Raw genomic sequence first — 24,181 nt, 5'->3', positions numbered from 1 at the left:
CCAGCAGGTGCCCCGGAGCCGCCGCACCTAGGTTCGATGGGAGGCAGACCTAGGGAGCTCCACGGTGACAGAGACGACCGAGCCCGCCGCCGCCCTGCTGCGGGCGGGGAAGTTCTTCCGGCGCGGCACCGCCGCCCCCGACCTGCACAGCGTGTCGCTGACCGGGGGAAGGGACGCGGACACCTTCTACCGGGACCGCTGGAGCCACGACAAGGTCGTGAACTCCACGCACGGCGTGAACTGCACCGGTTCCTGCCGGTGGAAGGTGTACGTCAAGGACGGCATCATCACCTGGGAGACACAGGCGACGGACTACCCGAGCGTGGGTCCCGACCGCCCCGAGTACGAGCCGCGCGGCTGCCCGCGCGGCGCCGCGTTCTCCTGGTACACGTACTCCCCCACGCGCGTGCGCTACCCGTATCTGCGCGGTGTGCTCCTGGAGATGTACCGGGAGGCGAAGGCGCGCCTGAAGGATCCTGTCCTCGCCTGGGCCGACATCCAGGGGGACCCGGAGCGCCGCAGGACGTACCAACAGGCGCGCGGCAAGGGCGGGTTGGTGCGGGCGAGCTGGGACGAGGCCGTCGAGATCGTCGCGGCGGCGCACGTCCACACGATCAAGACGTACGGGCCCGACCGCGTCGCCGGCTTCTCCCCCATCCCCGCGATGTCGATGGTGTCGCACGCGGCGGGGGCCCGCTTCATGGGCCTGATCGGCGCGCCGATGCTCTCCTTCTACGACTGGTACGCGGACCTGCCGGTCGCCTCGCCGCAGGTGTTCGGCGACCAGACCGACGTACCGGAGTCGGGCGACTGGTGGGACGCGGCGTATCTGATGATGTGGGGCTCGAACGTCCCCGTCACCAGGACGCCCGACGCGCACTGGATGGCCGAGGCCCGCTACCGCGGCCAGAAGGTCGTGGTCGTGGCGCCCGACTACGCCGACAACGCCAAGTTCGCCGACGAGTGGCTGCATCCGCATCCGGGCACGGACGGGGCCCTCGCCATCGCGATGGGGCACGTGATCCTCAAGGAGTTCTTCGTCGACCGCTCGACGGACTTCTTCACCGACTACGTACGCAAGTTCACCGATCTGCCCTTCCTGGTGACGCTGACCGAGCGCGACGGCGCGTACGTGCCCGCGAAGTTCCTGCGCGCCTCCGATCTGGGCGAGGACGGCGAGGGCGGCGAGTGGAAGACGGCGGTCCTCGACGAGACGACGGGGCAGCCGGCCGTCCCCAACGGCTCGCTGGGCTTTCGCTGGACGGAGTCGGGCAAGGGCAAGTGGAACCTGGAACTGGGCTCCATCAAGCCGCTGTTGACCCTCCACGGAGCGGACGTCGCGGCGGGCGTCGAGGTCCTGCTGCCCCGCTTCGACACCGAGGGCGGCACGCACGGCCAGGGCCGCGGCGAGGTCGTGCGGCGCGGGGTGCCCGCGACCCGGCTCGGCGGGCAGGAAGGGCCGCTGGTCACCACGGTCTTCGACCTGCTGCTCGCGCAGTACGGCGTCGGGCGCGAGGGGCTGCCGGGCGCGTGGCCCGCCTCGTACGACGACGCGGCCGCGCCGGGCACCCCCGCCTGGCAGGAGGTGCACACTTCCGTGCCCGCCGCCAAGTGCGTGAAGATCGCAAGGGAGTTCGCCGCGACCGCCGAGAAGTCGCGCGGGCGCTGCATGATCCTGATGGGCGCGGGGACCAACCACTGGTTCCACTCCGAGACGATCTACCGCGCGTTTCTCGCGCTGCTCCAGCTCACCGGTTGCCAAGGCCGCAACGGCGGCGGCTGGGCGCACTACGTCGGGCAGGAGAAGTGCCGCCCCTCCACCGGCTGGGCGACGCTGGCGAGCGCCAACGACTGGAGCAGGCCGCCGCGGCAGATGATCGGCGCCGCTTACTGGTTCCTCAACACCGACCAGTGGCGTTACGACAAGTTCGCGGCGGACGTCCTGTCCTCACCGCTCGGTGAGGGCCGCTTCGCGGGGATGACGGGCGCCGACTGCCTGGCCCTGTCCGCGCGTTCCGGCTGGATGCCGTCGTACCCGACCTTCGACCGCAACTCCCTCGACCTGGGCGCGACGACGGGCGACCCGGTCGCCAACGTCGTCGACGAACTCAAGGCGGGCACCCTGAAGTTCGCCTGCGAGGACCCCGACGCCCCCGAGAACTGGCCGCGGGTCCTCACGCTGTGGCGCGCGAACCTGCTTGGCTCGTCCGCGAAGGGCGCCGAGTACTTCACCAAGCATCTGCTGGGCACGCACTCCTCACTGCGGGCCGCAGAGGCGGAGCCCAACGAGCGGCCCTCGACGGTCACTTGGCGGGACGAGGCGCCCGAGGGGAAGCTCGACCTGCTCGTCTCGCTCGACTTCCGGCAGACGTCCTCGACGCTCCTGTCGGACGTGGTCCTGCCCGCCGCCACCTGGTACGAGAAGCACGACCTGTCGACCACGGACATGCACCCCTACGTGCACTCCTTCACCCCGGCCGTCGACCCGCCCTGGCAGGCCCGCACCGACTTCGACACCTTCCGTGCCATCGCGGACCGGCTGAGCGAGCTGTCCGTCGACCATCTCGGCGTACGCAAGGACGTCGTCGCCACCGCCCTGCAGCACGACACCCCGGGCGAGACGGCGCAGCCCGGCGGCATCGTCCTGGACTGGCGCAAGGGCGAGTGCGAGCCGATCCCGGGCAGGACGATGCCGGGCCTGACGGTGGTCGAGCGGGACTACACCGCGATCGGCGCGAAGTTCGCCTCGCTCGGCCCGCTCGTGGAGCAGCTCGGCCTGCCGGTGAAGGGCATCGCCTTCCACCCCGACCAGGAGGTCGAGGACCTGCGCGAGCGCAACGGCGTGGTGCGCGGCGGCCCCGCCGACGGACGGCCCGCCCTGGACACCGCGGTCAAGGCGGCCAACACGATCCTCGCCCTGTCCGGCACGACCAACGGCCGCCTCGCCACCCAGGGCTTCCACACCCTGGAGGCGCGCACCGGCCAGCAGATGGCGCACCTGGCGGCCGAGCACGAGGGCAAGCGCATCACGTACGCCGACACCCAGGCCGCGCCCGTCCCGGTGATCACCTCGCCGGAGTGGAGCGGCAGCGAGTCCGGCGGGCGCAGATACACGGCGTTCACGCTCAACACCGAGCATCTGAAGCCCTGGCACACCCTCACCGGACGCCAGCACTTCTTCATCGACCACGACTGGATGCACGAGCTGGGCGAGGCGATGCCCGTCTACCGGCCGCCCCTGGACATGAACCGGCTCTTCGGGGAACCACGGCTCGGCCCGGACGGCGAGAAGGAGGTGACGGTCCGTTATCTCACCCCGCACAACAAGTGGTCGATCCACTCCGAGTACCAGGACAACCTCTTCATGCTCTCGCTCTCGCGCGGCGGCCAGTCCATCTGGATGGCGCCCAGGGACGCGGACGCGATCGGCGTGAAGGACAACGACTGGATCGAGGCGGTCAACCGCAACGGCGTGGTCGTGGCGCGGGCGATCGTCTCGCACCGCATGCCGGCGGGCACGGTCTACATGCACCACGCGCAGGAGCGCACGGTGAACGTCCCCAAGGCGGAGAGCACAGGCAAGCGCGGCGGCATCCACAACTCCCTGACCCGTCTCATCCTCAAGCCGTCCCATCTCATCGGCGGCTACGCCCAGTTGTCGTGGGCGTTCAACTACCTGGGCCCCACGGGAAATCAGCGCGACGAGGTGACGGTCATCCGCCGCCGCAGCCAGGAGGTCACGTACTGATGAGGGTCATGGCTCAGATCGCGATGGTGATGAACCTCGACAAGTGCATCGGGTGCCACACGTGCTCGGTCACCTGCAAGCAGGCGTGGACCAACCGCGACGGCATGGAGTACGTCTGGTTCAACAACGTCGAGACCCGCCCGGGACAGGGCTATCCGCGCCGCTACGAGGACCAGGAGAAGTGGCGCGGCGGCTGGGAGCTGAACAGGCGCGGCGCCCTGAAGCTGAAGAACGGCGGGCGCATCAAGTCGCTCCTGGAGATCTTCTCCAACCCCAAGCTGCCGGAGATCAAGGACTACTACGAGCCCTGGACGTACGAGTACAAGAACCTCACCGACGCCCCGCTCGGCGACGACTACCCGGTGGCCAGGCCGCAGTCGCTGATCTCCGGCAAGCCGATGAAGATCGAGTGGTCGTCGAACTGGGACGACAACCTCGGCGGTGCCCCGCAGTACGGCGACCTCGACCCCATGGTGACCAAGACCCGTCAACAGGCCGCGGAGAAGGTGAAGTTCGCCTTCGAGCAGACGTTCATGTTCTATCTGCCCCGCATCTGCGAGCACTGCCTCAACCCCGCCTGTGTGGCGTCGTGCCCGTCCGGCGCGATGTACAAGCGGTCGGAGGACGGCATCGTCCTGGTCGACCAGGACCACTGCCGGGGCTGGCGCAAGTGCGTGACCGGCTGCCCGTACAAGAAGGTCTACTTCAACCACCGCACCGGCAAGGCCGAGAAGTGCACACTGTGCTACCCGCGCGTCGAGGTGGGTCTGCCCACGGTCTGCTCGGAGACGTGCGTGGGCCGGCTGCGCTATCTCGGCGTGATCCTGTACGACGCCGACAAGGTGACGGCCGCGGCCTCCGAACCCGATGAACACAAGCTGTACGAGGCACAGTTGGGCGTCTTCCTCGACCCCGACGACCCCGAGGTGCGGCGCGAGGCCGAGCGGGCCGGGATCGCCCACGACTGGATCGAGGCGGCGCGCCGCTCCCCCGTGCACGCCCTGATCAGCAAGTACAGGGTGGCCCTCCCGCTGCACCCGGAGTACCGCACCATGCCGATGGTCTGGTACATCCCTCCGCTGTCGCCGGTGGTGGACGCGCTGAACGAGACCGGCCACGACGGCGAGGACGCGGCGAACCTCTTCGGCGCGATCGACACGCTGCGCATCCCTCTGGAGTACCTGGCGGAGATCTTCACCGCGGGCGACGTGGGACCGGTCCGCTCCTCGTTGGAGAAGCTGGCGGCGATGCGGGCGCACATGCGGGCCATCAACCTCGGTGACCGGCCCGAGAGTTCGGTCGCCGGGTCGGTGGGCATGTCGGGCCCCGAGATCGAGGAGATGTACCACCTGCTGGCCATCGCCAAGTACGAGGACCGGTACGTGATCCCGACCGCGGCGGTCGCCGACGCGCAGCGCCTGGAGGAGTCGGCGCTGCCGGACTCGTGCAGCCTCGACTACGAGGACGGTCCCGGGATGGGCGGCGACGGGCCGTTCGGCCAGGACTCGGGACGCAGGCAGCTGCCGCTGGTCACCATCGAGAACTTCCACGCGCTGCGCAAGCGGCAGACCGCCGACACCGAGGAGGAGCAGGAGCGATGAACGAACACGCCGTGCTCTATCAGGCCGCCGCGCTGTGCCTCGCCTACCCGGACGAGGAGTTCCACGAGCGGCTGCCCCTGTTGAAGGCCGCGGCACCGCCGCGGTTCGACGGCTTCCTCGCGTACGCGGCCGCCACCGACCCGCGTGAGCTCGCCGCCCACTACGTCCAGGTCTTCGACTTCAAGAACCGGCACAGCCTGTACCTGAGCTGGTGGCGGGACGGCGACACGCGGCGGCGCGGCATGGCCCTGGTCCGCTTCAAGGAGGTCTACCGCGCGCACGGCCTGGAGTTCAGCGACGAGGAGCTGCCGGACTTCCTGCCGGCGGTCCTGGAGTTCTCCGCGCACGCGGGTCCCGTCCTGCTGACCGAGCACCGCGGCGGCCTCGAACTGCTGCGGCTCGCGCTGAGCGACTTCGGCACGCCGTACGCGGCGGTCGTCGAAGCGGTGTGCGCGACGCTGCCCGGGCCCTCGCCCAAGGACCGCGCGCAGGCGCTGGAGCTGGCCCGCTCGGGGCCGCCGCGCGAGGACGTCGGCCTGGAACCCTTCGCACTCATCGGGGAGCGACCCTCATGAACACGCTGCTGTGGGGCGCCCTCCCCTACATCGCCTTTGTCCTGCTCGTCGCGGGCACCATCTGGCGCTATCGGTACGACAAGTTCGGCTGGACGACGCGCTCCTCGCAGGTCTACGAGTCCAAGCTCCTGAACATCGCTTCGCCGATGTTCCACTACGGCATCCTGTTCGTGCTCGTCGGCCATCTGATGGGCCTGTTCGTGCCGGAGTCGTGGACGGACAAGATCGGCCTGACCGAGAGCGCGTACCACAAGCTGTCGCTGTGGGGAGGAACGGCCGCGGGCGCGCTCGCGGTGCTCGGCATCCTGATGCTGCTCTACCGCCGCCGCACGAAGGCGCCGGTGTTCCGCGCCACCACCGCGAACGACAAGGTGATGTACGTCGTGCTGCTCGCGGCGATCGTGATGGGCATGTGGGCCAAACTGACCAACTCCGGCCTCGACGAGGGGTACAACTACCGCGAGACGATCGCCCCTTGGGCCCGCAGCCTGTTCACGCTGCAGCCCGACGTGGACCTGATGGTGGGCGTCCCGCTCACCTTCCAGATCCACGCCGTCATCGGCATGCTGCTCTTCGCGCTCCTGCCCTTCACCCGGCTCGTCCACATGTTCAGCGCGCCGGTTCAGTATCTGTTCCGGCCGTATGTGGTCTACCGCAGCAAGGACCCCAAGCGGGTGGGGGCGCGGCCGGAGCGGCGGGGCTGGGAGCGGACGGGGTCGTGACGCGGGGCGTCAGCCCTTGCCCTCCTGCCCTCCCTTGCCCTCCTGCCCGTCCTTGCCCTCCTTCTCGTCGTCCACGATCTCCGCGTCCACCACGCCCTCCTCGGCTGCGGAGTCCTGCGGCGGCTGGTCCGTCGAGGCTCCGTCGCCCATGTTCGCGTACATGGCCTGGCCCATCTGCTGGCTCACCGCGGCGAGTTTCTCCGCGCCCGCCCGCAGGGCCGCCGTGTCGTCGGCGCGGTTCTTGAGCAGGTCCTTCAACTCGGCCGCCGCGGACTCCACTTCGGCCTTCGTGGCCGCGGGGACGCGCGCCATGTTCTCGGCGTTGTCGCGCAGGAACCGCTCCGTCTGGTAGACGAGCTGTTCGGCCTGGTTGCGGGTCTCCGCGGCCTCGCGGCGTTTGCGGTCCTCCTCCGCGTGCTCCTCGGCCTCCCTGACCATGCGGTTGATGTCGTCCTTGGGCAGCGCGGAGCCGCCGGTCACCGTCATGCGCTGCTCGCGGCCCGTGGCCTGGTCCTTGGCCGAGACGTGCATGATTCCGTTGGCGTCGATGTCGAAGGTGACCTCGATCTTGGGGACGCCGCGCGGCGCGGGCGGCAGCCCGGTGAGGTCGAAGACGCCGAGCTTCTTGTTGTACGCGGCGATCTCCCGCTCGCCCTGGAAGACCTGGATGCCGACCGAGGGCTGGTTGTCCTCCGCGGTCGAGAACGTCTCCGAACGCTTCGTGGGGATCGTGGTGTTGCGCTCGATGAGCTTGGTCATGATGCCGCCCTTGGTCTCGATACCGAGGGACAGCGGCGTCACATCGAGGAGCAGGACGTCCTTGACGTCCCCGCGGATCACTCCGGCCTGCAGGGCCGCGCCGAGCGCCACCACCTCGTCGGGGTTGACGCCCTTGTGCGGGTCCTTGCCGGTGAGCTCCCTGACGAGCTCCGTCACCGCGGGCATCCGCGTGGAGCCGCCGACCAGGATCACGTGGTCGACGGCGGAGAGCTTGACGCCGGCGTCCTTGACCGCCTGGTGAAAGGGCTGCTTGCAGCGATCGAGCAAGTCCGAGGTGAGCTCCTGGAACTGAGCGCGCGTCAGCTTCTCGGCGAGGTGCAGCGGGCCCTCCGCCGAGGCCGTGATGTAGGGCAGGTTGACGTCCGTCTCGCTCGACGAGGACAGCTCGATCTTCGCCTTCTCTGCACCCTCGCGCAGGCGTTGGAGGGCCATCTTGTCCTTGCCGAGGTCCACGCCGTGCGCGTTCTTGAACTGCCGCACGAGGTACTCGACGATCCGCTGGTCCCAGTCGTCGCCGCCCAGCTGGGTGTCGCCGTTGGTGGCCTTGACCTCGATGACGCCCTCGCCCATCTCCAGGAGCGATACGTCGAAGGTGCCGCCGCCGAGGTCGAAGACGAGCACGGTCTGGTCGTCACCCTTGTCCAGGCCGTACGCGAGGGCCGCCGCGGTCGGTTCGTTGATGATGCGCAGGACTATGAGGCCCGCGATCTCGCCCGCCTCCTTGGTGGCCTGGCGCTGGGTGTCGTCGAAGTAGGCGGGCACGGTGACGACCGCGTCGGTGACGTCCTCGCCGAGGTAGGACTCGGCGTCGCGCTTGAGCTTCTGCAGGACGCGCGCGGACAGCTCCTGCGCGGTGTAGCGGGTGCCGTCCACGGATCCGCTCTCCGGGAAGCGCCAACTCCCGTCGCCCATGTGTCGTTTGACGGAGCGGGCGGTGCGCTCCACGTTGGTGACCGCCTGCCGCTTGGCGACCTCGCCCACCAGGACCTCGCCGCTCTTGGCGAAGGCGACGACCGAGGGGGTGGTGCGCGCGCCCTCGGCGTTGGCGACGACGGTGGGCTCACCTCCCTCCAGCACGGCCACCACTGAGTTCGTCGTCCCGAGATCGATCCCGACCGCACGTGCCATGGTCCAGTCCCTTCCGCCGCGAGCCCAAGTCCCCCGTTTCCAGGTCTACTCCACTCCCCATCACAAAACTTGAGCGAGACCTTGTCAATGCCCGGAGGTGATACTGACCGGACGCGACGATGCCGCCACCCCCGAAGAGGCGACGGCATCGTCGACACGCGCGACAGACACGCGCGACAGACAGGCGCGACAGGCAGGCGCGGCCTCAGGCCAGCTTGGCCGAAAGCGTGATGGTCGTGCCCGTCAGGGCCTGGCTCACCGGGCAGTTGGCCTTCGCGTCCTCGGCGGCCGACACGAACGCGGCCTCGTCGAGACCCGGCACGGTGCCCTCGACGGTGAGGTGGATGCCGGTGATGCCGGTGCCGGGCTGGAAGGTCACGTCGGCGGACGTGGTGAGCCGGGTGGGCGGGGTGCCCGCTCCGGTGAGGCCGTGCGACAGCGCCATGGAGAAGCAGCTGGAGTGCGCGGCGGCGATGAGCTCCTCCGGGCTGGTCTTGCCGTTCGCCTGCTCGGCGCGCGACGGCCAGGACACCGCCTGCTCCCCGATGCCGGAGGAGTCGAAGGTGACGGTGCCCGAGCCCTCCGTCAGAGAGCCCTCCCAGACCGTGTGGGCGGAGCGCGTGGTTGCCACGATGCAGTTCCCTTCAGTGCGGTTCCGTGATCGGAAGTTCCGTGCCCCCCATCCGATCACACTCCGGATGAAAACGGGCCGCGCGGGCCCCCGCCCGGCACGCGATGTGTTCGAGCGGCGTGCGCAGGTACGGCTCTGCCGATACGAACACATTGTGTGCGACGCCGCGCCACAGAGGCCCCTGAGGTGCGGGAACAGGTCCGTGACAGGGGCCCAATGGCCGGAATGACAACTGGGCAACCCGCGTCGGCGGTGACACTTTGAGGCCCCCTCGCGCACGGAACGAGGAGATCCTTCCAGGGGGTATGGCCATGCGCATCAACTACTCGGACCACGGTCCGTCCCCGCTCGAACCGGAGAAGCCGGGAGCCGCGGGCACCCGCGACTCGACCTTCGGCTGGTGGGGTGCCTTCAGCATCCAGAAGTTCGTCAACCAGTCACCGCTCTCCCACACACACGCCGACGCCACCGGCTGGCTGGCGTACCTCCAGCAGTTCTACGACCGCAACTTCTGGTTCGCCGACGGCGGCGCGCAGGTGTGGGCGTACGAGGAGACGTACGACAACTGGCAGGACCGCTACGGCATGGACGCGGTCGTCGCCGTCTACCACTCGGGCCACGGCGGCATGGACGGCAACGGCGTCTTCTTCGCGCCGCTCGGCGGCGTCTGGGACGGCCGCAGCGACGCCATCTCCAACCGGATGGCGCTCGGCAACGAAAAGGCGAACTACGTCTTCTGGTCGACGTGCACCTCGCTGCGCGTCCTGTCGGGCCACTCCCCGATCCGCACCTGGGCCGGGCCCAACATCGGCTTCCGGATGATCTTCGGCTTCGAGACCGTCAGCATCGACAGTCCCGACTACGGCAAGAAGTTCTGGGAGAAGTGGCGGGCCGGACAGACGTTCTGCGACGCGTGGCTCAACGCCAGTTGGGACATCTACCACGGCCAGGCCCCGTCCGTGTGTGCGGTCGGCGCCACCCAGGCCGAGGCCACCAACCGCCTCAACACCGAGCGGAACTTCTTCCGCGAGCACGTGCCGGACAACTGGTACGCGTGGCGCTGGTACAACGCGCGCGAAGGCGTCAGGGAGCCGCTCGCCCAGCTCCCCGGGCAGCACAAGATCGTGCAGCTCGCGCCCCGCGACCCGAGCGCGGAGCTCGCCAGGATCGGGCAGTTGGCCGAGTTCCCCTCGGCCGCGCTGCAGGACGTGCAGGTCGAGCGGCAGGGCGTGCTCAACGCGACCTCCGGCGACCGGATCGTCTCCACGGGCCCGCAGGGCGTGCGCTGGGTCAGGCTCGCCGAGGGCAACCACCGCAACACCCAGCAGCTGCCCACCCAGCGTGCCGTCGACGCGGCGCGCGCGTTCGCCGAGCGGTACGCGGACGGCGCCCAGCTGGTCGTCGACAGCGTGCACGACCTGATGCAGAACTCCGGGACGAAGGACGGCTCCGAGGTCGGCCGCCCGGTCTCCCTGGAGACGCATGTGACGTTCCGCCAGGTCTTCGACGGCGTGCCCGTCATCACCCCGGGCCGCGGCCTGATCCGCGTCGGTCTCGACAACGACGGCACGGTCGTCCAGTCGCAGATCGCGACCCGCGAGGCAACCGGCGTCACGCGCGAGCCGAGCACCGAGGTCTCGCCGCCTCCGCCCAAGGGCGGCAAGGCGCCTGCGGCCCCGCTGGAGCGCGACCCGCGCAAGGCGCTCGACGCGGCGCAGAAGCGGCTGCTCGCCCACCTCATGGCGTCGTCCGCGGGCGACGAGGGCGGCAAGGGCGCGGCGGCGCAGCGCGCCCCCGAGGTCCGGGACGTCCCCGGCACCTTCGAGGTCGGCTACGAGATGGAGGGCAACGAGGCCTACCCCGCGGCCCGCAAGCTGATCGAGATCGGTCCGCAGGACGGCATGTTCAAGACACGCCGCTGGGTCGTCGCGCCGCTGGCGAGGTAGGCGCGACCGCGGGCCACCCCCGCCGTTGGGGGCGGAGGGGGCGGCCCGCCCTGAGGAACGGATCAGCCCTGTGAGGTGGCGGCCCGCTGCTTGCGGGCCGCCATCCACGCGTAGACGAGGACGCCGACGAAGAGGAACAGCACGCCCTGGTAGACGGCCGCGTAGCCGGACCCGGCGACGAGCCACATGGAGAACGCGAACGCGACGCCCGCGAGCACCGAATCCCGCACGAGACGCCCGCGGTTGACGCGCTCGCGCTGCCCGGAGACCAGGAAGTAGATCTGCGCGGCGGTGGCCAGGAGATAGGGCACGGTCGCCGTGAACGTGGTGATCAGGACCAGCGACTCGAAGACGCCGCCGGAGCCCGCCGTGTAGTTGTAGACGGTCAGGAGCGAGGCGAGGACGACGGTGACGAGGACGCCGACGGTCGGCACGCCGCGCTTCTTCTTGCCGAACGCAGCGGGGAAGAGCCCGTCCTTGGCGGCCGCGTACGGCGTCTGGGCGCTCAGCAGCGTCCAGCCGTTCAGGGCGCCGACCATCGAGATCAGCGCGGCGAAGGCGACCGCGGTGCCGCCCCAGGACCCGCCGAACATCACGTCGACGGCGTCCGAGAACGGCGCGGTGGAGGTCACCAGCTTGTCGTGCGCGACGGTCCCGAAGACGGCGAGGGTGCCGAGCAGATAGACCAGGGCGGCGCCGAGGGTGCCGAGGATGGTGGCGCGCCCGACGTTGCGCCGCGGGTCGCGCACCTCGCCGGCGCTGACGGCGGCGGACTCGACGCCGAGGTAGGAGAAGAGCAGGATCGCGGCGGCCGCGGAGACGGCCCCCAGCGGGCTGTCGTCACTCGCCTGGAAGGGCCCGAGGTTGGCGCTGTCGAAGAAGAAGAGCCCGCCGATCGCGACGAGCAGCAGTGGCAGGAACTTCAGGACGGTGGCGACCAGCTGGACGGCCCCGACGTACCGCGTGCCCGCGAAGTTGGCGAGCGCGGGAAGCAGTTGCAGGACCAGCGCGGCCAGGCAGGCGGTCCACTTGTGGTCGTTGACCGGGATCAGGACGTCCAAGTAGCCGACGGCGGCGACGGCGAGCGCGGCGTTGGACACCCAGGTGGTGATCCAGTACGACCATGCGGCGAGGAACCCGGCGAAGTCGCCGAAGGCCTCGCGGGCGTAGACGTAAGGACCGCCGGTGCGCGGGTCGCGCTCGGCGAGCCGCCCGAAGACGAGCGCGAGGGCGATGGCGCCCGCGGTCAGGACGGCGAACGCGACGAGGCTGACGGTGCCGAACGGCGCGACGGAGGCCGGGAGCAGGAAGATGCCACCGCCGATGATGTTGCCCATGACGAGGCACGTCGCGATCGGAAGCCCGAAGCGCCGGGAGTGCCGGCTCTGCGCCTCGGCGGGTTTCCCCTGCTCAGGGGCCGGAGCCGGCTGATCGGCCGCGGTTCCGGTGTGGTGCATGGGGTCGTGCCTCTCGTCGTGCCACGCGCCCGGGATCGCCGGGCGGATGCCATGGTCGGGCACGACGGACGCTGCTCAAAATCAGTGTGTTTTGTCCTGTACGACGCCGTCGACGGCCGCAAATGCTGTGCCGCCGGGGACTTCGGACGGGGAATCATCCACCGGAACCTCGGGGCCGAGGCCCTCGCTCAGCCAGCGGCGCAGCACGCGGTGGATCCGCTCGGCGCCCACGAGTTCCGCCCCGCCCGCGACCGGATCGGAGAGCGCGAGCGGCGACAGGAGGAAGGGGCGGGACTGCGCGCCGCCGAGGCCGCCGTGCGAGCCGATCTGCTCCTCGAAGGCGAGGACCTCGCCCTCCTCGGGGTCGTACCAGGAGTTGACCATGATGTCGGCGGTGTGCGGGAAGCCGTCGGTGCGGCGCACGGCGTCCGCGGCGCCCGGACCGAAGTCGGCGAGCGGCCCGAGGTCGGCGGGGTCCTCGTCCAGGTACACCTCTGCGCCGCGCGCCCCGAGGACGACGGGGCCGCGCCCCTCGCTGCGTACGAGGAGGAAGCCGATCCCCGGGTGGTTGGCGAGGGTGGGGAGCAGTGCCGGATGGCGGCGGTCGATCTCCTCGCGGGTCATGCGGTGCGGCACGTCGGGGAACGAGACGAGCCCGAGGTTGCCCGACGCCAGCACGATCGGCTCGGCACGGCGGGCCGGGCGGCGCTCGTCGGCGCCCTCCTCGACGGGCCTGCGCAGCGCGGCACGCACGGCCGACCTGGCCTCGGCACCGCTGTGCGTGCGCTGCGCCCTGCGCGGCACGGGAAGTCCGCAGCCCGCCCTGACGAGGTCGCCGAGGGTGAGGCCGTAGCGGGCGCGGAAGGTCTCCCCCGGGCTCTGCCCGTGGTCGGAGAGGACCACGATGCGGTAGGCGCGCGGCGCGTGGTCGGCGACCTGGTCGAGCAGCGCGAGCGAGCGGTCCAGGCGCCGCAGGACCTTCTCGACGTCGCCGCCGAAGGGGCCGGAGTGGTGCGCCACTTCGTCGTACGCGACGAGGTCGGCGTAGACCGCACTGCGCCCGGCGAGCATGTCCCCTATGACGGCGGCGACCACGACGTCGCGCTCGACGACGGTCGCGAAGGCGCGGATGAAGGGGTAGAGCCCGCCGCGGCCGATGCGCGGACGGCGCCGGCGGATCCTGGCGCGCGTGGACTCGCCGATCTCGCGGAACACCTCGGCGACGAAGGAGAGGGCGGTGCGCACCGCGTTGGCGGGGTCGGAGAAGTAGGCGAAGTACCCGGCGCGCGAGCGGTTCTCCTTGCCGCGGCGCGCGGCCATGGACAGGACCAGGGCGAGCTGGTCGGCGCCGCCGCTGAAGAGGTTGCCGCGGCTCGCGCCGTCGACGGTGAGGAGGCCGCCGTCGCCGGTGCGCCGGATCGCGCGGCGCTGCAGCTCCACGGCGGAGGCGGGCCGGTTGCTGACCATGACCTCGCCGGTGTCCTTCTCGTACCACCGGAAGGCGGGCACGTCGTGGTTGGAGCCGTGCAGGATGCCGAGCTGGCTCGCGCCGGTCTGGCTGGACCAGTCGGTGCGCCAGGGGGTGAGGCGGTGGGTGGGGGCGCCCTCCTCGCCGAGCCAGCGGGCGACGGTGGGCATGAGCCCCTTGCGGACGGCGGCTTCGAGCACGTCGTGCCCCACGCCGTCGAGCTGGATGAAGACGGTGCCGGGGGTGGTGGGACCGGGCGCCCCGTCGGCGCCGCGCCTCCTGCGGCGGTCGGCGAGGCGGTAGAGGCGGCGGCGGTAGGCGTCGTCGTCCCGCACGGCGAGGGCTCCGCCGGTGGCCGACGCGACGGCGGACATCACGGCGGCGACCACGACGGCGGTCTCCGCGCCGGCTTCGCCGCGGCCCTCGGGGATGAGGCTCAGGGCGAGCAGGAGCAGCGATCCGTTGAGGAAGAAGGCGAGCAGCCCGAGGACGAGCGCGGGCACGAGGAGCAGGGCCCGCACGAGCAGCGGCCACACCAGTGCGGAGAGCAGACCGAAGGCGCCCGCTCCGAGGGCGGCGGTGACCGCGATCCGGGTGGCGCTGTCGCCGTCGGCGGACTGGAGCTTGAAGTCCGGCAGGATCCCGGCGAGCACGAGCATCGTCAGGGTGCTGACGGCCCATACGGCGACCACGCGCCACAGAGCGCTGCCGACTCTCCGCCATCGCCCGTGCGCCACGCCTCGCCCTTTCACGTTTTTCACCCCGAACCGGACACCAGCGTGTCATACCCCGGCGGAGCCCACGGGCGGGTGGGAGGAACGGCACAGGAGGCGGCCTCAGCAGCCGTTGTACCCCGCGGTCGGCATCGAGAGCCGCCGGTGCACCCGCGCCTTCATCTGCGAGTCGTACGCGGGCTCGGCGAGCCCCGCCGTCTCGATCCGCACCCCCCGCCGCGCGCACTCCGCGGTGAACTCCTCCGCGGACCGCAGCGCACGCTCCAGGACCCTGCGGCTCGGCACGACGAAGAGGTCCACGAGCCCCGCCTCGACGTCGCCCCACAGGACGGCGTGGTCGGCGCGCAGGCCCCGTACGACGAGTTCGCGCGTGATCACGTATCCCTGGTCGGCGGCCCAGCGCGCGCACATCGCGTGCTGGCTGCGCGAGTCGACCAGGAAGGGGTCGGCGTCGAGTTCCTCCAGAGGCGTCAGGCTGGCAATCGCCGCCACACGCACCACGACGGTGCCGGCACCAGCGGCATCTCCCATGGCGTCCCCTCACCCTCGGCGTCAGCCCGTCGACCCTACTCCTGGCCGTAGGCTCGGAGACAGTCGCACGAAGGAGGAACCGGGTGCCCGTCGAGGTCACGTGGTGGGGACACGCCACCTGTACGGTCGAGGATTCGGGCGTCCGCGTACTGACCGACCCCCTGTTCGCCGGCCGCCTGGCGCATCTGAGGCGCCGCAGGGGCGCACTGCCGCCGCCTCACGCCGCGGTCGCCGACGTCGTGCTCCTTTCGCATCTGCACGCCGACCATCTGCACATCCCGTCGCTCGCCCGGCTCACGCCCGGCACCCGTGCGCTGGTCCCGCGCGGGGCGGCGCGCTCCGTGCCGGGGCTGACCCGCAGGCTGTCCCATCTGCGCTTCACCGAGGTCGTGCCGGGCGACGAGGTGCCGGTCGGCGACGGCAGCGGTGTTGTCGTACGCGTGGTGCGCGCGCTGCACGACGGGCGGCGGCTGCCCGTAGGACCGCACCGCTCGCCGGCCCTCGGCTATGTGGTGAGCGGAGAGGCCCGCACGTACTTCGCCGGGGACACCGGTCTGTTCGACGAGATGGCCGCCGAGGTCGGCGAGGTGGACGTGGCGCTGCTCCCGGTCGGCGGCTGGGGGCCCTGTCTCGGCCACGGTCATCTGGACGCGGGCCGCGCCGCCGAGGCGCTCGCGAGGATCGCGCCGCGCAGCGCCGTCCCGGTGCACTACGGAACGTACTGGCCGATCGGCATGGACGCCGTGCGCCCCCACGAGTTCCACGCGCCCGGCCAGGAGTTCGTGCGCCAGGCCGCGCGCCTGGCCCCCGAGGTGAGCGTGCACCGGCTCGCCCACGGGGAGAGCGTGCGGCCGGAGGTGGCCAAGTGATGCTCGCCGTGACCCAGGTGCCGCCGGAGAGCACGCAGCAGGCGGTCGGCTATCCCTCGCTGTTCCTGCTCGTGGTCATCGGCGCGCTGGTCCCCGTGGTGCCGACGGGCGCGCTGGTCAGCTCGGCCGCGGTGGTCGCCTTCCACCAGACGGCGCCGTTCTCGCTGCTCGTCGTCTTCGGTGTCGCGGCGCTCGCGGCGTTCGTCGGCGACGTCGCCCTGTACTGGCTCGGGCAGCGCGGCATGCGCTCCAAGAACGGCTCGCGCTGGCTGGAGGCGATCCGCGACCGGGCGCCCGAGGAGCGGCTCGAACAGGCGCAGGCCAAGCTGAAGGACCACGGCGTGATGGTCCTCGTCCTGTCGCGGCTCGTGCCCGCCGGGCGGATCCCGGTGATGCTGGCGTGCCTGATGGCGAAGATGCCGCTGCGCCGGTTCGCCCGTGGGGACCTGCCCGCGTGCCTCGCCTGGGCGGTGACGTACCAGCTGATCGGCATCCTCGGCGGCTCCCTCTTCAAGGAGCCGTGGGAGGGCGTCGCGGTGGCGGTGGCGCTGACGGTGCTGATCAGCGTGGCGCCGACGGTGTGGCGCAAGGTGCGCGGGGCCACCGCCTAGGCAAGCACCCGGGACGCCCCCACCGGCAGGTCCCACAGGTCCTCGCGGGGCAGGCCCGCCTTCTCCCAGGCCGCGCGGACCCGGGTGAGCGGTTCGAGGACCGGCTCGGCGGAGAGCAGGAACGTACCCCAGTGCATGGGCGCCATCCGGCGTGCGCCCAGGTCGCCCGCCGCGCGCACCGCTTCCTCGGGGTCGCAGTGCACGTCGCTGAGCCACCACCGCGGGTCGTACGCGCCGATCGGCAACAGCGCCAGGTCGATGCCGGGGTAGCGGGCGCCGATCCGCCCGAACCAGTGGCCGTACCCGGTGTCGCCCGCGAAATAGACCCGCTGCCCCTCGGTATCCGTGAGCACCCAGCCGCCCCACAGCGTCCGGCAGGTGTCGAGGAGGCCGCGCTTGGACCAGTGGTGGGCGGGCACGAAGTCGAAGCGCACCCCGCCCAGTTCGGCCGCCTCCCACCAGTCGAGCTCGGTGACCCGGGAGAAGCGGCGGCGGGTGAACCAGCGGCCGAGCCCGGCGGGGACGAGGACCGGGGTGTCCCTGGGGAGCCGTTTGAGGGTCGGCGCGTCCAGGTGGTCGTAGTGGTTGTGGCTGATGACGACCGCGTCGACGCGCGGCAGGGCGCTCCAGGCGACGCCGACGGGGGTGACGCGGGCGGGGGTGCCGATGATCCTGCGGGACCAGACGGGGTCGGTCAGGACCGTGAGGCCACCGATGCGGACGACCCAACTGGCGTGCCCCGCCCAGGTGACGGCGACGGTACGGGCGTCGACGCGCGGCAGAGGGCCCGGGGCGAAGGGCAGCCGCTGGATGTCGGTGAGCCCGTCGGGGCGCGGCCGCAGGGCGCCCTCGCGGGCGAACCTCGCGAACGCGCGCAGACCGGGCAGCGGCGCGGTCAGCCGGTCGGCGAACGACGTGGGCCACAGGCGGGTGCCGCCCGACGGGCGGGGTGGGGCAAGGGTGTCGGGTCCCTGGCCAGGACCCGAACGCACCTCCTGCCCCCGTGCTCGGCCGTGCGTCTGCTCCTGCGTCTGCTGCTGCGCCTGCTGGGTCACCGAGGAGGCTCCATTCGCTGTGCGTCTGCGCGGAGATCGTCGAAGGCGGATCCGAACATGCTCAACGCCCGCTCCACGTGCGGCAATTCCAGGGGGTCCGTCGCGGTGAGCGACGCCAGGCGTTCCTGCTGGGTCGCGCCGAGGAGCGGGCCGGTGGAAAGCCGTACGCGCAGGGCGTCGATGTCGTCGCCGAAGCGGTGGCCGCCCGGCGCGGGCATGCCGAGCCGTTCGCCGAGGAAGTCCTCAAGATCCTGCGCGTCGCCGACGCCGCGCGCGGCGAGGGCGGGCCGCAGGGGGCCGAGGTCGGCGTAGAAGTGGCGGCCGGCCTGCGGGGGCCGGGCGAAGGCGCCCGCCGCGAGCACGGCGCGGTGCGCGGCGACGGCCACGCGCGCGTGCAGCCGGACGGCCGCGGTCAGGCGCTCGGTCACCGGGTCCGGTTCGCCCAGTGCGTACGAGGCAGCGGCGGCGGCAGGTGCCGCGAGGTTCGCGCCGAGCGCGGTGAGGACGTCGAGGGTGCGGGCGCGCAGGGCGGCGCCCGCCGCGGTGGCGGGGAAGCGGGCGACGGCGGCGGGCAGCGCGGGCGGCAGGAAGGCCCCCGCCAGGTCGCAGACGACGGTCACCCGCTCGTGGTCCATCTCGGCGGGGCCGATCAGGACGGTGTCTCGGGGGTGGTGCAGGGTGTCGCGCCAGGTCTCGTCGCTGACGACGTGCAGCCCCTCGTCGGCGGCCGCCTCGACGGCCTCGTGCAGCACGTCGGGGGGCGCCACGGTGGCGGTCGGGTCGTCGGCGACGCAGAGCACGAGGAGGCGGGGTCTGCCGCCCTCGGCGCGGACGCGGCGGACGGTCTCCAGGAGGGCGTACGGGTCGGGGGCACCGCCGCACTCGGCGGGCGTCGGCACGTGGTAGACCCCGCGGCCGAGCAGCCGGGCCTGGGGCGCCCACCAGGCGGGGCAGGGGCGGGGCAGCAGGACGTCGCCGCCGAGGGCCGCCGTGAGGGCGAGCAGGAGGGGCGGGGCGCCGGGTGCGGCGACGACCTGGCCGCGCTCCACGGCCAGGCCGCGTCTGGCCCAGTAGCCGCTCGCCGCGTCGAGGAGGGCGGGGGCGCCGCCCGCCGGTTCGCACGGGGAGCGGCCCGAGGCGGCGGCCGCGGCCGCCGCCAGCTCGGGCAGGACCGGAAGACCCGGCTCCGGCGGGGGCGGCCCGTACCGGACGGGGCCGCGGCCCTCCGTTCCCGTCCGCCGCATCCGTACCTCCGTGCGCTCACGTGACTGTGCCCTGCCCCGTCGCACCGGTGCGTATCCGGGCACAACAGGACATGGCCGTACGTGCCCATCACAGCGCGCCCCCACCCCTCCCGCCCGCGCTGACCCCCGCCCGGGTGAGCCTCGCGTGCCACCCCGCGGGTGGTCGCGGCGGAGACGCGGCGGGGACGGCGGCGGGGACGGCGGCGGGGACGGCGGCGGGGACGGCGGCGGGGACGCGGAAGGCCCGGACCGGTCGGTGCCGACCGGTCCGGGCCCTTGTCGCCGCGTTCAGCCGGCCGACGGACACCCGCTCCGTTCAGCGGGCCAGCGACACCAGCTCCCTCTCCAGGCCCCTGCCCTTCGTCTCGACCAGTGCCGCGGCGACGTCCGCCAGCTTCTTGTTCGTCGTCTGGGAGATCCGCCGCAGCACGGCGAAGGCGGCCTCCGCGTCGCACGCGAGGACGTGCATGACGATGCCGCACGCCTGGTCGACGACGGGCCGGGTCCGCATGGCCGCGCCCAGCTGGTCCAGCTCGGTCAGCGCGGCGCGGTAGTGCCGGTCGCGCACGAAGCTGGTCGTGGCGAGGTCGCCGAGGGCCTGCGCGGGCCCGTGCTCGGCGTCGTCGAGCGCGCCGGGGCGGAAGCTGAACAGGCTCAGGGTGACCGTGAGTCCCCCGCGCTGGAAGGGCAGCGTGACGCTGGAGCGCACGCCGGAGTCGAGGGCCATCGCACGGTACTCGGGCCAGCGGTCGTCATGGAGCAGATCGTCGGAGTCGACCGGCGCGCCCCGCTCCTCGGCGGCGGGGATGGGCCCGTCGCCCGAGCGCAGCTGCACCGAGACGAGCCCGGCCAGGTCGGGGTGGGTGACCGCGGTGGGGTGCTCGTCGCCGCCGTCGGAGACCGTGGTGCTCGCTCCGCAGCAGCCGGGTGTGCAGCGCACGGCCTGTTCGGCGAGTTCGGAGAGCCTGCGGCCGGGTAGGGATGATTCCGGTCGAAGCAGGTCGGGATCCGGCAAGGGGGCCATGGCGTGTTCCTCCTCTCTCCTTCGGCTTCCCTCCGAGTCCTCCGGAAAACTGTCGCAGCGGTTAGGTTCGACACATGTCTCAAATGGAGGAGTTCGGTGAAGAGCTCGCGGATTTTCTGCGCCGCGTCTCGGAGTTGAAGTCCGCACGCTCCGTCCCGGCGGACGATCTCAGCACCGTGCTCGACGCGGCGATCTTCGAACTCGACCACGTGGCCGACCAGTTGTGGCCCGCGTACGAACGCTTCACCGCCGACGGCCCGCCGAGCGGAGCCCCGGCGGAGCGCGGGGACGAGCAGCGGCTGCTGCGGTCCCTGTTCCAGCGGCTGCCGCTGCCCGTCGCGTTGATCGACAGGGAGACCGTGGTCCGGCGGATGAACTTCGCCGCGACGGGCCTGACCAGGGTCCGCGCGGGCTATGCCACGGGACGGCCGCTGGCCGGTCTCCTGCTGCACGCGGACCGGGTCGCGTTCCGCTCGCAGACCGCCGCCGTCGCACGCGGTGAGGGCGACCGGAGCCTGACCGTCCACCTCCAGCACAGCCCCGACACCCCGGTCCGCGCGACGCTCACGGCGCTGCGTCCCGGCACCGAGACGCGCGTCTCGGTCCTCGTCGTCCTGCAGCCGTCGGGGACCCGCGCGCAGCAGCCGCGCGTGCCCGGCCCCGCGCCCGACCTCGGCGAGGCGACCCGGCACGCGGCCCAGCTCGACCTGGTGGACGCCATGACGTCGGCGCTCCTGACCGCGCCCGCCGGGGACAGGGCGGCGGTCCTGAAGCGGGCGTCCGCCGTCCTTCACGAGCGGTTCGCGGACTGGGTGATCGCCGACGAGGGCGCCGCGCGCCTGCGCCGCGTGACGGTCCTCGGGCCGCAGGGCGCCCCGGTCGACGACGTCCTCGCGCAGGACCCCGCCGCGTGCTCCCTCGTCGTGGAGGCGGCTCGCGGCGGGGCCTCGGCGCTTCAGGTGCGCCCGGAGGACCCCGACGCCTTCGGCAGGGACGCCTCCGGCGCACACGTCCTGGTCCGCGCCGAAGTCACGTCCCTGCTCTGCGTGCCGCTCGCCACCGGTCCCCAGGGCCCGGTGGACGGCGTCCTCACCCTCTTCCGGAGCGGGCCCCGGCTCGCCTTCTCGATGGCCGAGGCCCGAGTGGTGGACGTGATGTCGCGGCACATCGCGCTCGCCATGCGGCGCGGCGCTAGGCGGCGTCCCTCATCACCTGGTCCCGCAGCCGGTCGCAGCAGCGGCTGATCAGTCGGGAGACGTGCATCTGGGAGATGCCCATCTGCTCGGCGATGCGGCTCTGCGTCATGTCACCGAAGAACCGCATGTACAGGATGGTCCTTTCCCGTTCGGGCAGCTGCGCGATGCGCGGCTTGACGGCCTCGCGGTCGACGACGACGTCGAGCGCGGGATCGGGGCCGCCGAGCGCGTCGCGCAGCGCGTATCCGTCCTCGCTGCCCGGCAGTTCGGCGTCGAGGGAGAGCGCGGTGAAGCTGTCGAGCGCTTCGAGGCCGGTCGCCGCGTCCTCCACGCTCATGTGCGCGTGCTCGGCGATCTCGGCGGTGGTGGGGGCGCGCCCCGAGACCGTCTGGGAGAGGTCCTGACGGGCGAACCGCACGCGGTTGCGCAGGTCCTGGACGCGGCGCGGCACGTGCAGGGTCCACATGTGGTCGCGGAAGTGGCGCTTGATCTCGCCGGTGACGGTCGGGACCGCATAGCTCTCGAAAGCGCTGCCGCGCCGCGGGTCGTAGCGGTCGACGGCCTTGACCAGGCCGAGGGCCGCGACCTGACGCAGGTCGTCGAGGGACTCGCCGCGGTTGCGGAAACGGCCGGCCAGGCGTTCGGCCATGGGGAGCCAGGCCTCGACGATCTCGTCGCGCAGGGCGTCCCGTTCGGGCCCGTCGGGCAGTTCGACGAGCCGGGCGAAGGCCTCCGCGGTGTCGGGGGCGTCGTCGTGGGGATGCCGCTTCGTCCTGGCGGGTAACGCGGTGCTGGTATGGGATCGCATGGGGGTCGCAACTCCCTTGTGGGTGCCTTGGGATGGACGGTCACCGTGGGAGTGCGGGCGCGTCGGAACACGACGGGAGTCACACCCGGGGGCGAACAACGCGGTCGCTCCCACGGACGTGCCTCCGGTCCGAAGCACTGTCTCTGCGCCTGCCCCGCGCTTTCGGAGCCAAACACCGCGAGGTCGCCGTCGGGGTCTTCTCCCGCTCAGCGCTGTGCCGCCCCAGCCGTTCGCAGAGCCGGGGCGGCACCTTCATGCTGTTCATGCCGCGTCACGCGACACCGCCCCGTACGCCGTCGACCTCGTTCGGGTCCTTCGCGGGCGGCAGCAGCAACTCCTCGTACCGGCCGAGTGCCAGGATCACGCCCAGCAACACCACCGGGATGAACACAGCGAGAACCGCCATGACCCCATCCCTCCCAGATTTGTCGTGGGGGGTGCAGAGTGCGGGTCTCCCCGGCCCGAAGGCGCAAACCTCCGGTGGCGGCCGAGGCATACCGCTGTGGCACAGGGGTACTGCGAGCGGAGTCGTACAGACCCGATCCGAGGAACCACACAGGCCCAATCCGAGGAACCACGCAGGCCCCACCCGAGGAAAGCGGACCGGAAGAAACCAGGAAGTACGCAGGCAGGAAGGCCCAGCCATGGCTGATTTCGTAAGGGACGTCATGACCACGGGCGTCGTGGCGGTGCGCCCCGACGCTTCCCTGGTCGAGGCGGCTCAGTTGATGCGCGCGCAGGACATCGGCGACGTCCTGGTCGCCACGGACGGTCACGTCCTCGGTGTGCTCACCGACCGGGACATCACGCTGCGCGCCGTGGCCGACGGCGCGGATCCGCTGACGGTCAGCGCACAGGCGATCTGCACGCCCAACCCGGTGGTGGTGGCCCCCGACGACGCGGTGTCGGCGGCCGTCGACCTGATGCGCGACCACGCGGTGCGCCGACTGCCCGTCGTCGAGGACGGGCAGCCCGTGGGGATGGTGAGCCTCGGCGATCTGGCGCTCGCCCGGGACCCGTCGTCCGCGCTCGCCGACATCAGCGGAGCGGATCCGGACAACTGGCCGGGCATCGCCCAGGCTTGACCGGACCCCGGGCCGGACCCCAGGCTTGGCCAGACCCCCCAGGCCTGATCGGACCCGCTGATCAGATCCGGCCCGATCAGACCCGGCTCCGGCCCGATCAGACCCGGCGTCCGAGGAGGGCCAGCAGCTTCGTCCGGACGTCGGCGCCCGCGGGTGGCTCCACCGCGGCGGCGAAGAGTCCGCTCTTCTCCAACTCGGCGGCGTACGGCGAGATCTCCCGTACGGAGAAGTTCACGAGGGCGTCGGGCAGCGTCTCGTCGGCGCCGACAGCCCGCGACAGGTCCCAGGCGTGCACCACGAGGTCGGTCGTCATCTGCCCGCAGTAGAACGCCGCGGAGGTGTCCCCGAAGGAGAGGTGGACGGTGCGGTCCAGGGCGCCCGGTTCGCGGAAGGCGGCGCGCGACGCCGCGGCCGCGGTGTCCCAGGAGGTGACCGGGTCGGGCCCCAGCATGTCGCCGTCGAAGGCGTCCCCGACCGCCTCGACGGACGCTCCGTCACGGACCAGCGGCGGTACCCACAGCTGTTCGGACGCGAGGTGGTTCACCAGGTCGCGCACGGTCCACTCGGTGCAGGGAGTGGGGGCGTCCCACTGGTCGGTGCGGACGGCGTGCACCCGGTCGGTGAAGAGGTCGAGCGCCTCGGCGTGCCGGTCGAGCAGGGGCGGTTCGGCCTTGTCCGTCATGGGCCCGTGGTTCCCCTCTCCCGCGCTCCCGCACGGGTCCGTGCGGCGGCGATGGACCTGCGCGGGTGGCGGCGCAGATACTCGCCCTCCAGTTGCGCCATGCGTTCGTTGTGGGCCCGCAGGGCGTCGTTCGAACCGTGCAGCAGGGTCGTGTGGCGGGTGCGGTGGATCGTCTCCAGCTCCTTGATGAGCTGCTGGTCGTCCAGCCGCCCCGGGTCGACTCCGGTCATGGATCGCTCCGATCACTGTGGCGCGTCGCTCCCTGCCCCCCGGGTACCCGCCAGGC

21 protein-coding genes are annotated in these 24,181 nt (G+C 71.9%); 9 read left to right on the top strand and 12 right to left on the bottom strand.

Annotated elements, in window-relative coordinates:
* Window positions 1-64: 64 nt before the first annotated feature.
* Genes AB0B50_RS05255 through narI form a run of 4 tightly spaced genes read left to right on the top strand, consistent with a single transcriptional unit; the run spans window position 65 to window position 6,646 of the window.
* Window positions 65-3,748: a nitrate reductase subunit alpha gene (locus AB0B50_RS05255; RefSeq protein WP_362325864.1), complete on the top strand. Its 3,684-nt coding sequence runs from the start codon at window positions 65-67 to the stop codon at window positions 3,746-3,748.
* Window positions 3,748-5,349 carry a nitrate reductase subunit beta gene (gene narH, locus AB0B50_RS05250; RefSeq protein ID WP_362325861.1) on the top strand — a complete coding sequence of 534 codons (1,602 nt, stop codon included), beginning with the start codon at window positions 3,748-3,750 and terminating at the stop codon, window positions 5,347-5,349. The genes AB0B50_RS05255 and narH overlap by 1 nt, the downstream gene beginning before the upstream one ends.
* Complete coding sequence (narJ, locus tag AB0B50_RS05245) at window positions 5,346-5,924, top strand: nitrate reductase molybdenum cofactor assembly chaperone (protein WP_362325858.1); 579 nt, start codon at window positions 5,346-5,348, stop codon at window positions 5,922-5,924. Before narH ends, narJ begins: the two co-directional genes overlap by 4 nt.
* Entirely contained in the window at window positions 5,921-6,646 is a 726-nt protein-coding gene (gene narI / locus AB0B50_RS05240; RefSeq protein WP_362325855.1) for a respiratory nitrate reductase subunit gamma, read from the top strand. Before narJ ends, narI begins: the two co-directional genes overlap by 4 nt.
* Before the next feature lie 9 nt (window positions 6,647-6,655).
* Here narI and dnaK read toward each other — a convergent pair whose 3' ends face one another.
* Complete coding sequence (gene dnaK / locus AB0B50_RS05235) at window positions 6,656-8,554, bottom strand: molecular chaperone DnaK (protein ID WP_362325852.1); 1,899 nt, start codon at window positions 8,552-8,554, stop codon at window positions 6,656-6,658.
* A 205-nt stretch (window positions 8,555-8,759) separates the two neighbouring features.
* On the bottom strand, window positions 8,760-9,185 hold the full coding sequence (locus AB0B50_RS05230) for an OsmC family protein (RefSeq protein ID WP_362325849.1): 426 nt from the start codon (window positions 9,183-9,185) through the stop codon (window positions 8,760-8,762).
* 311 nt (window positions 9,186-9,496) lie between these two features.
* Between AB0B50_RS05230 and AB0B50_RS05225 the strand changes: the two genes are divergently transcribed.
* Complete coding sequence (locus tag AB0B50_RS05225) at window positions 9,497-11,131, top strand: DUF6345 domain-containing protein (RefSeq protein ID WP_362325846.1); 1,635 nt, start codon at window positions 9,497-9,499, stop codon at window positions 11,129-11,131.
* A 62-nt stretch (window positions 11,132-11,193) separates the two neighbouring features.
* On the opposite strand, the gene AB0B50_RS05220 is transcribed toward AB0B50_RS05225, so the two are convergent.
* The 3 genes from AB0B50_RS05220 to AB0B50_RS05210 all read right to left on the bottom strand — a co-directional run bounded on the left by AB0B50_RS05220 (window position 11,194) and on the right by AB0B50_RS05210 (window position 15,321).
* Window positions 11,194-12,588, bottom strand: coding sequence for an amino acid permease (locus AB0B50_RS05220; RefSeq protein ID WP_362326823.1), 1,395 nt, complete (start codon window positions 12,586-12,588; stop codon window positions 11,194-11,196).
* Window positions 12,589-12,669: 81 nt separating this feature from the next.
* The gene (locus AB0B50_RS05215; RefSeq protein ID WP_362325843.1) at window positions 12,670-14,793 is read right to left on the bottom strand and encodes a phage holin family protein; all 2,124 of its coding nucleotides are present in this window, start codon (window positions 14,791-14,793) and stop codon (window positions 12,670-12,672) included.
* A gap of 99 nt (window positions 14,794-14,892) precedes the next feature.
* Entirely contained in the window at window positions 14,893-15,321 is a 429-nt protein-coding gene (locus AB0B50_RS05210) for a hypothetical protein (protein ID WP_362325840.1), read from the bottom strand.
* Window positions 15,322-15,404: 83 nt separating this feature from the next.
* Between AB0B50_RS05210 and AB0B50_RS05205 the strand changes: the two genes are divergently transcribed.
* Together AB0B50_RS05205 and AB0B50_RS05200 are read left to right on the top strand one after the other, a co-directional pair.
* On the top strand, window positions 15,405-16,190 hold the full coding sequence (locus AB0B50_RS05205) for an MBL fold metallo-hydrolase (protein WP_362325837.1): 786 nt from the start codon (window positions 15,405-15,407) through the stop codon (window positions 16,188-16,190).
* A complete protein-coding gene (locus tag AB0B50_RS05200; protein WP_362325834.1) occupies window positions 16,190-16,801 on the top strand; it encodes a DedA family protein in 612 nt (203 codons plus the stop codon). Before AB0B50_RS05205 ends, AB0B50_RS05200 begins: the two co-directional genes overlap by 1 nt.
* Here AB0B50_RS05200 and AB0B50_RS05195 read toward each other — a convergent pair.
* From AB0B50_RS05195 to AB0B50_RS05185, 3 genes are all read right to left on the bottom strand, one after another.
* Window positions 16,798-17,793, bottom strand: coding sequence for an MBL fold metallo-hydrolase (locus tag AB0B50_RS05195; RefSeq protein ID WP_362326820.1), 996 nt, complete (start codon window positions 17,791-17,793; stop codon window positions 16,798-16,800). The genes AB0B50_RS05200 and AB0B50_RS05195 overlap by 4 nt on opposite strands.
* Window positions 17,794-17,852: 59 nt before the next feature.
* Window positions 17,853-19,100, bottom strand: coding sequence for an aminotransferase class I/II-fold pyridoxal phosphate-dependent enzyme (locus AB0B50_RS05190; RefSeq protein ID WP_362325831.1), 1,248 nt, complete (start codon window positions 19,098-19,100; stop codon window positions 17,853-17,855).
* A gap of 316 nt (window positions 19,101-19,416) precedes the next feature.
* On the bottom strand, window positions 19,417-20,124 hold the full coding sequence (locus tag AB0B50_RS05185; protein WP_362325829.1) for a GAF and ANTAR domain-containing protein: 708 nt from the start codon (window positions 20,122-20,124) through the stop codon (window positions 19,417-19,419).
* Window positions 20,125-20,198: 74 nt separating this feature from the next.
* Here AB0B50_RS05185 and AB0B50_RS05180 point away from each other — a divergent pair, with 74 nt between their 5' ends.
* A complete protein-coding gene (locus AB0B50_RS05180) occupies window positions 20,199-21,368 on the top strand; it encodes a PAS domain-containing protein (RefSeq protein WP_362325826.1) in 1,170 nt (389 codons plus the stop codon).
* Here the strand turns inward: AB0B50_RS05180 and AB0B50_RS05175 are convergent.
* Together AB0B50_RS05175 and AB0B50_RS05170 are read right to left on the bottom strand one after the other, a co-directional pair.
* On the bottom strand, window positions 21,316-22,128 hold the full coding sequence (locus tag AB0B50_RS05175; RefSeq protein WP_362325823.1) for an RNA polymerase sigma factor SigF: 813 nt from the start codon (window positions 22,126-22,128) through the stop codon (window positions 21,316-21,318). The two genes, AB0B50_RS05180 and AB0B50_RS05175, sit on opposite strands and share 53 nt — an antisense overlap.
* 271 nt (window positions 22,129-22,399) lie before the next feature.
* Window positions 22,400-22,534 carry a hypothetical protein gene (locus AB0B50_RS05170; RefSeq protein ID WP_362325820.1) on the bottom strand — a complete coding sequence of 45 codons (135 nt, stop codon included), beginning with the start codon at window positions 22,532-22,534 and terminating at the stop codon, window positions 22,400-22,402.
* A gap of 238 nt (window positions 22,535-22,772) precedes the next feature.
* Between AB0B50_RS05170 and AB0B50_RS05165 the strand changes: the two genes are divergently transcribed.
* Window positions 22,773-23,213, top strand: a complete 441-nt coding sequence (locus tag AB0B50_RS05165) for a CBS domain-containing protein (protein WP_362325817.1) — start codon at window positions 22,773-22,775, stop codon at window positions 23,211-23,213.
* A gap of 97 nt (window positions 23,214-23,310) precedes the next feature.
* Here the strand turns inward: AB0B50_RS05165 and AB0B50_RS05160 are convergent, their stop codons facing one another.
* Together AB0B50_RS05160 and AB0B50_RS05155 are read right to left on the bottom strand one after the other, a co-directional pair.
* A complete protein-coding gene (locus AB0B50_RS05160; protein WP_362325814.1) occupies window positions 23,311-23,895 on the bottom strand; it encodes a TIGR03086 family metal-binding protein in 585 nt (194 codons plus the stop codon).
* A complete protein-coding gene (locus AB0B50_RS05155) occupies window positions 23,892-24,125 on the bottom strand; it encodes a DUF6158 family protein (RefSeq protein ID WP_362325811.1) in 234 nt (77 codons plus the stop codon). Before AB0B50_RS05155 ends, AB0B50_RS05160 begins: the two co-directional genes overlap by 4 nt.
* Window positions 24,126-24,181: the final 56 nt, after the last annotated feature.

Origin of the sequence: Streptomyces sp. NPDC041068 (assembly GCF_040647455.1) — a bacterium.
Classification (GTDB): Bacteria; Actinomycetota; Actinomycetes; order Streptomycetales; family Streptomycetaceae; genus Streptomyces.
Note: the sequence above shows the minus strand (reverse complement) of the source record. Positions and strands in the feature narration are given on the sequence as shown.

What these genes read in the sequence shown, in the direction of transcription:
- narI (WP_362325855.1), top strand. Translation starts at nt 5,921, where the DNA reads ATGAACACGCTGCTGTGGGGCGCCCTCCCCTACATCGCCTTTGTCCTG.
- AB0B50_RS05200 (WP_362325834.1), top strand. Translation starts at nt 16,190, where the DNA reads ATGCTCGCCGTGACCCAGGTGCCGCCGGAGAGCACGCAGCAGGCGGTC.
- AB0B50_RS05180 (WP_362325826.1), top strand. Translation starts at nt 20,199, where the DNA reads ATGTCTCAAATGGAGGAGTTCGGTGAAGAGCTCGCGGATTTTCTGCGC.
- AB0B50_RS05170 (WP_362325820.1), bottom strand. Translation starts at nt 22,534, where the DNA reads ATGGCGGTTCTCGCTGTGTTCATCCCGGTGGTGTTGCTGGGCGTGATC.
- dnaK (WP_362325852.1), bottom strand. Translation starts at nt 8,554, where the DNA reads ATGGCACGTGCGGTCGGGATCGATCTCGGGACGACGAACTCAGTGGTG.
- AB0B50_RS05160 (WP_362325814.1), bottom strand. Translation starts at nt 23,895, where the DNA reads ATGACGGACAAGGCCGAACCGCCCCTGCTCGACCGGCACGCCGAGGCG.
- narJ (WP_362325858.1), top strand. Translation starts at nt 5,346, where the DNA reads ATGAACGAACACGCCGTGCTCTATCAGGCCGCCGCGCTGTGCCTCGCC.
- AB0B50_RS05190 (WP_362325831.1), bottom strand. Translation starts at nt 19,100, where the DNA reads ATGCGGCGGACGGGAACGGAGGGCCGCGGCCCCGTCCGGTACGGGCCG.
- AB0B50_RS05185 (WP_362325829.1), bottom strand. Translation starts at nt 20,124, where the DNA reads ATGGCCCCCTTGCCGGATCCCGACCTGCTTCGACCGGAATCATCCCTA.
- AB0B50_RS05175 (WP_362325823.1), bottom strand. Translation starts at nt 22,128, where the DNA reads ATGCGATCCCATACCAGCACCGCGTTACCCGCCAGGACGAAGCGGCAT.
- narH (WP_362325861.1), top strand. Translation starts at nt 3,748, where the DNA reads ATGAGGGTCATGGCTCAGATCGCGATGGTGATGAACCTCGACAAGTGC.
- AB0B50_RS05220 (WP_362326823.1), bottom strand. Translation starts at nt 12,588, where the DNA reads ATGCACCACACCGGAACCGCGGCCGATCAGCCGGCTCCGGCCCCTGAG.
- AB0B50_RS05225 (WP_362325846.1), top strand. Translation starts at nt 9,497, where the DNA reads ATGCGCATCAACTACTCGGACCACGGTCCGTCCCCGCTCGAACCGGAG.
- AB0B50_RS05155 (WP_362325811.1), bottom strand. Translation starts at nt 24,125, where the DNA reads ATGACCGGAGTCGACCCGGGGCGGCTGGACGACCAGCAGCTCATCAAG.
- AB0B50_RS05165 (WP_362325817.1), top strand. Translation starts at nt 22,773, where the DNA reads ATGGCTGATTTCGTAAGGGACGTCATGACCACGGGCGTCGTGGCGGTG.
- AB0B50_RS05210 (WP_362325840.1), bottom strand. Translation starts at nt 15,321, where the DNA reads ATGGGAGATGCCGCTGGTGCCGGCACCGTCGTGGTGCGTGTGGCGGCG.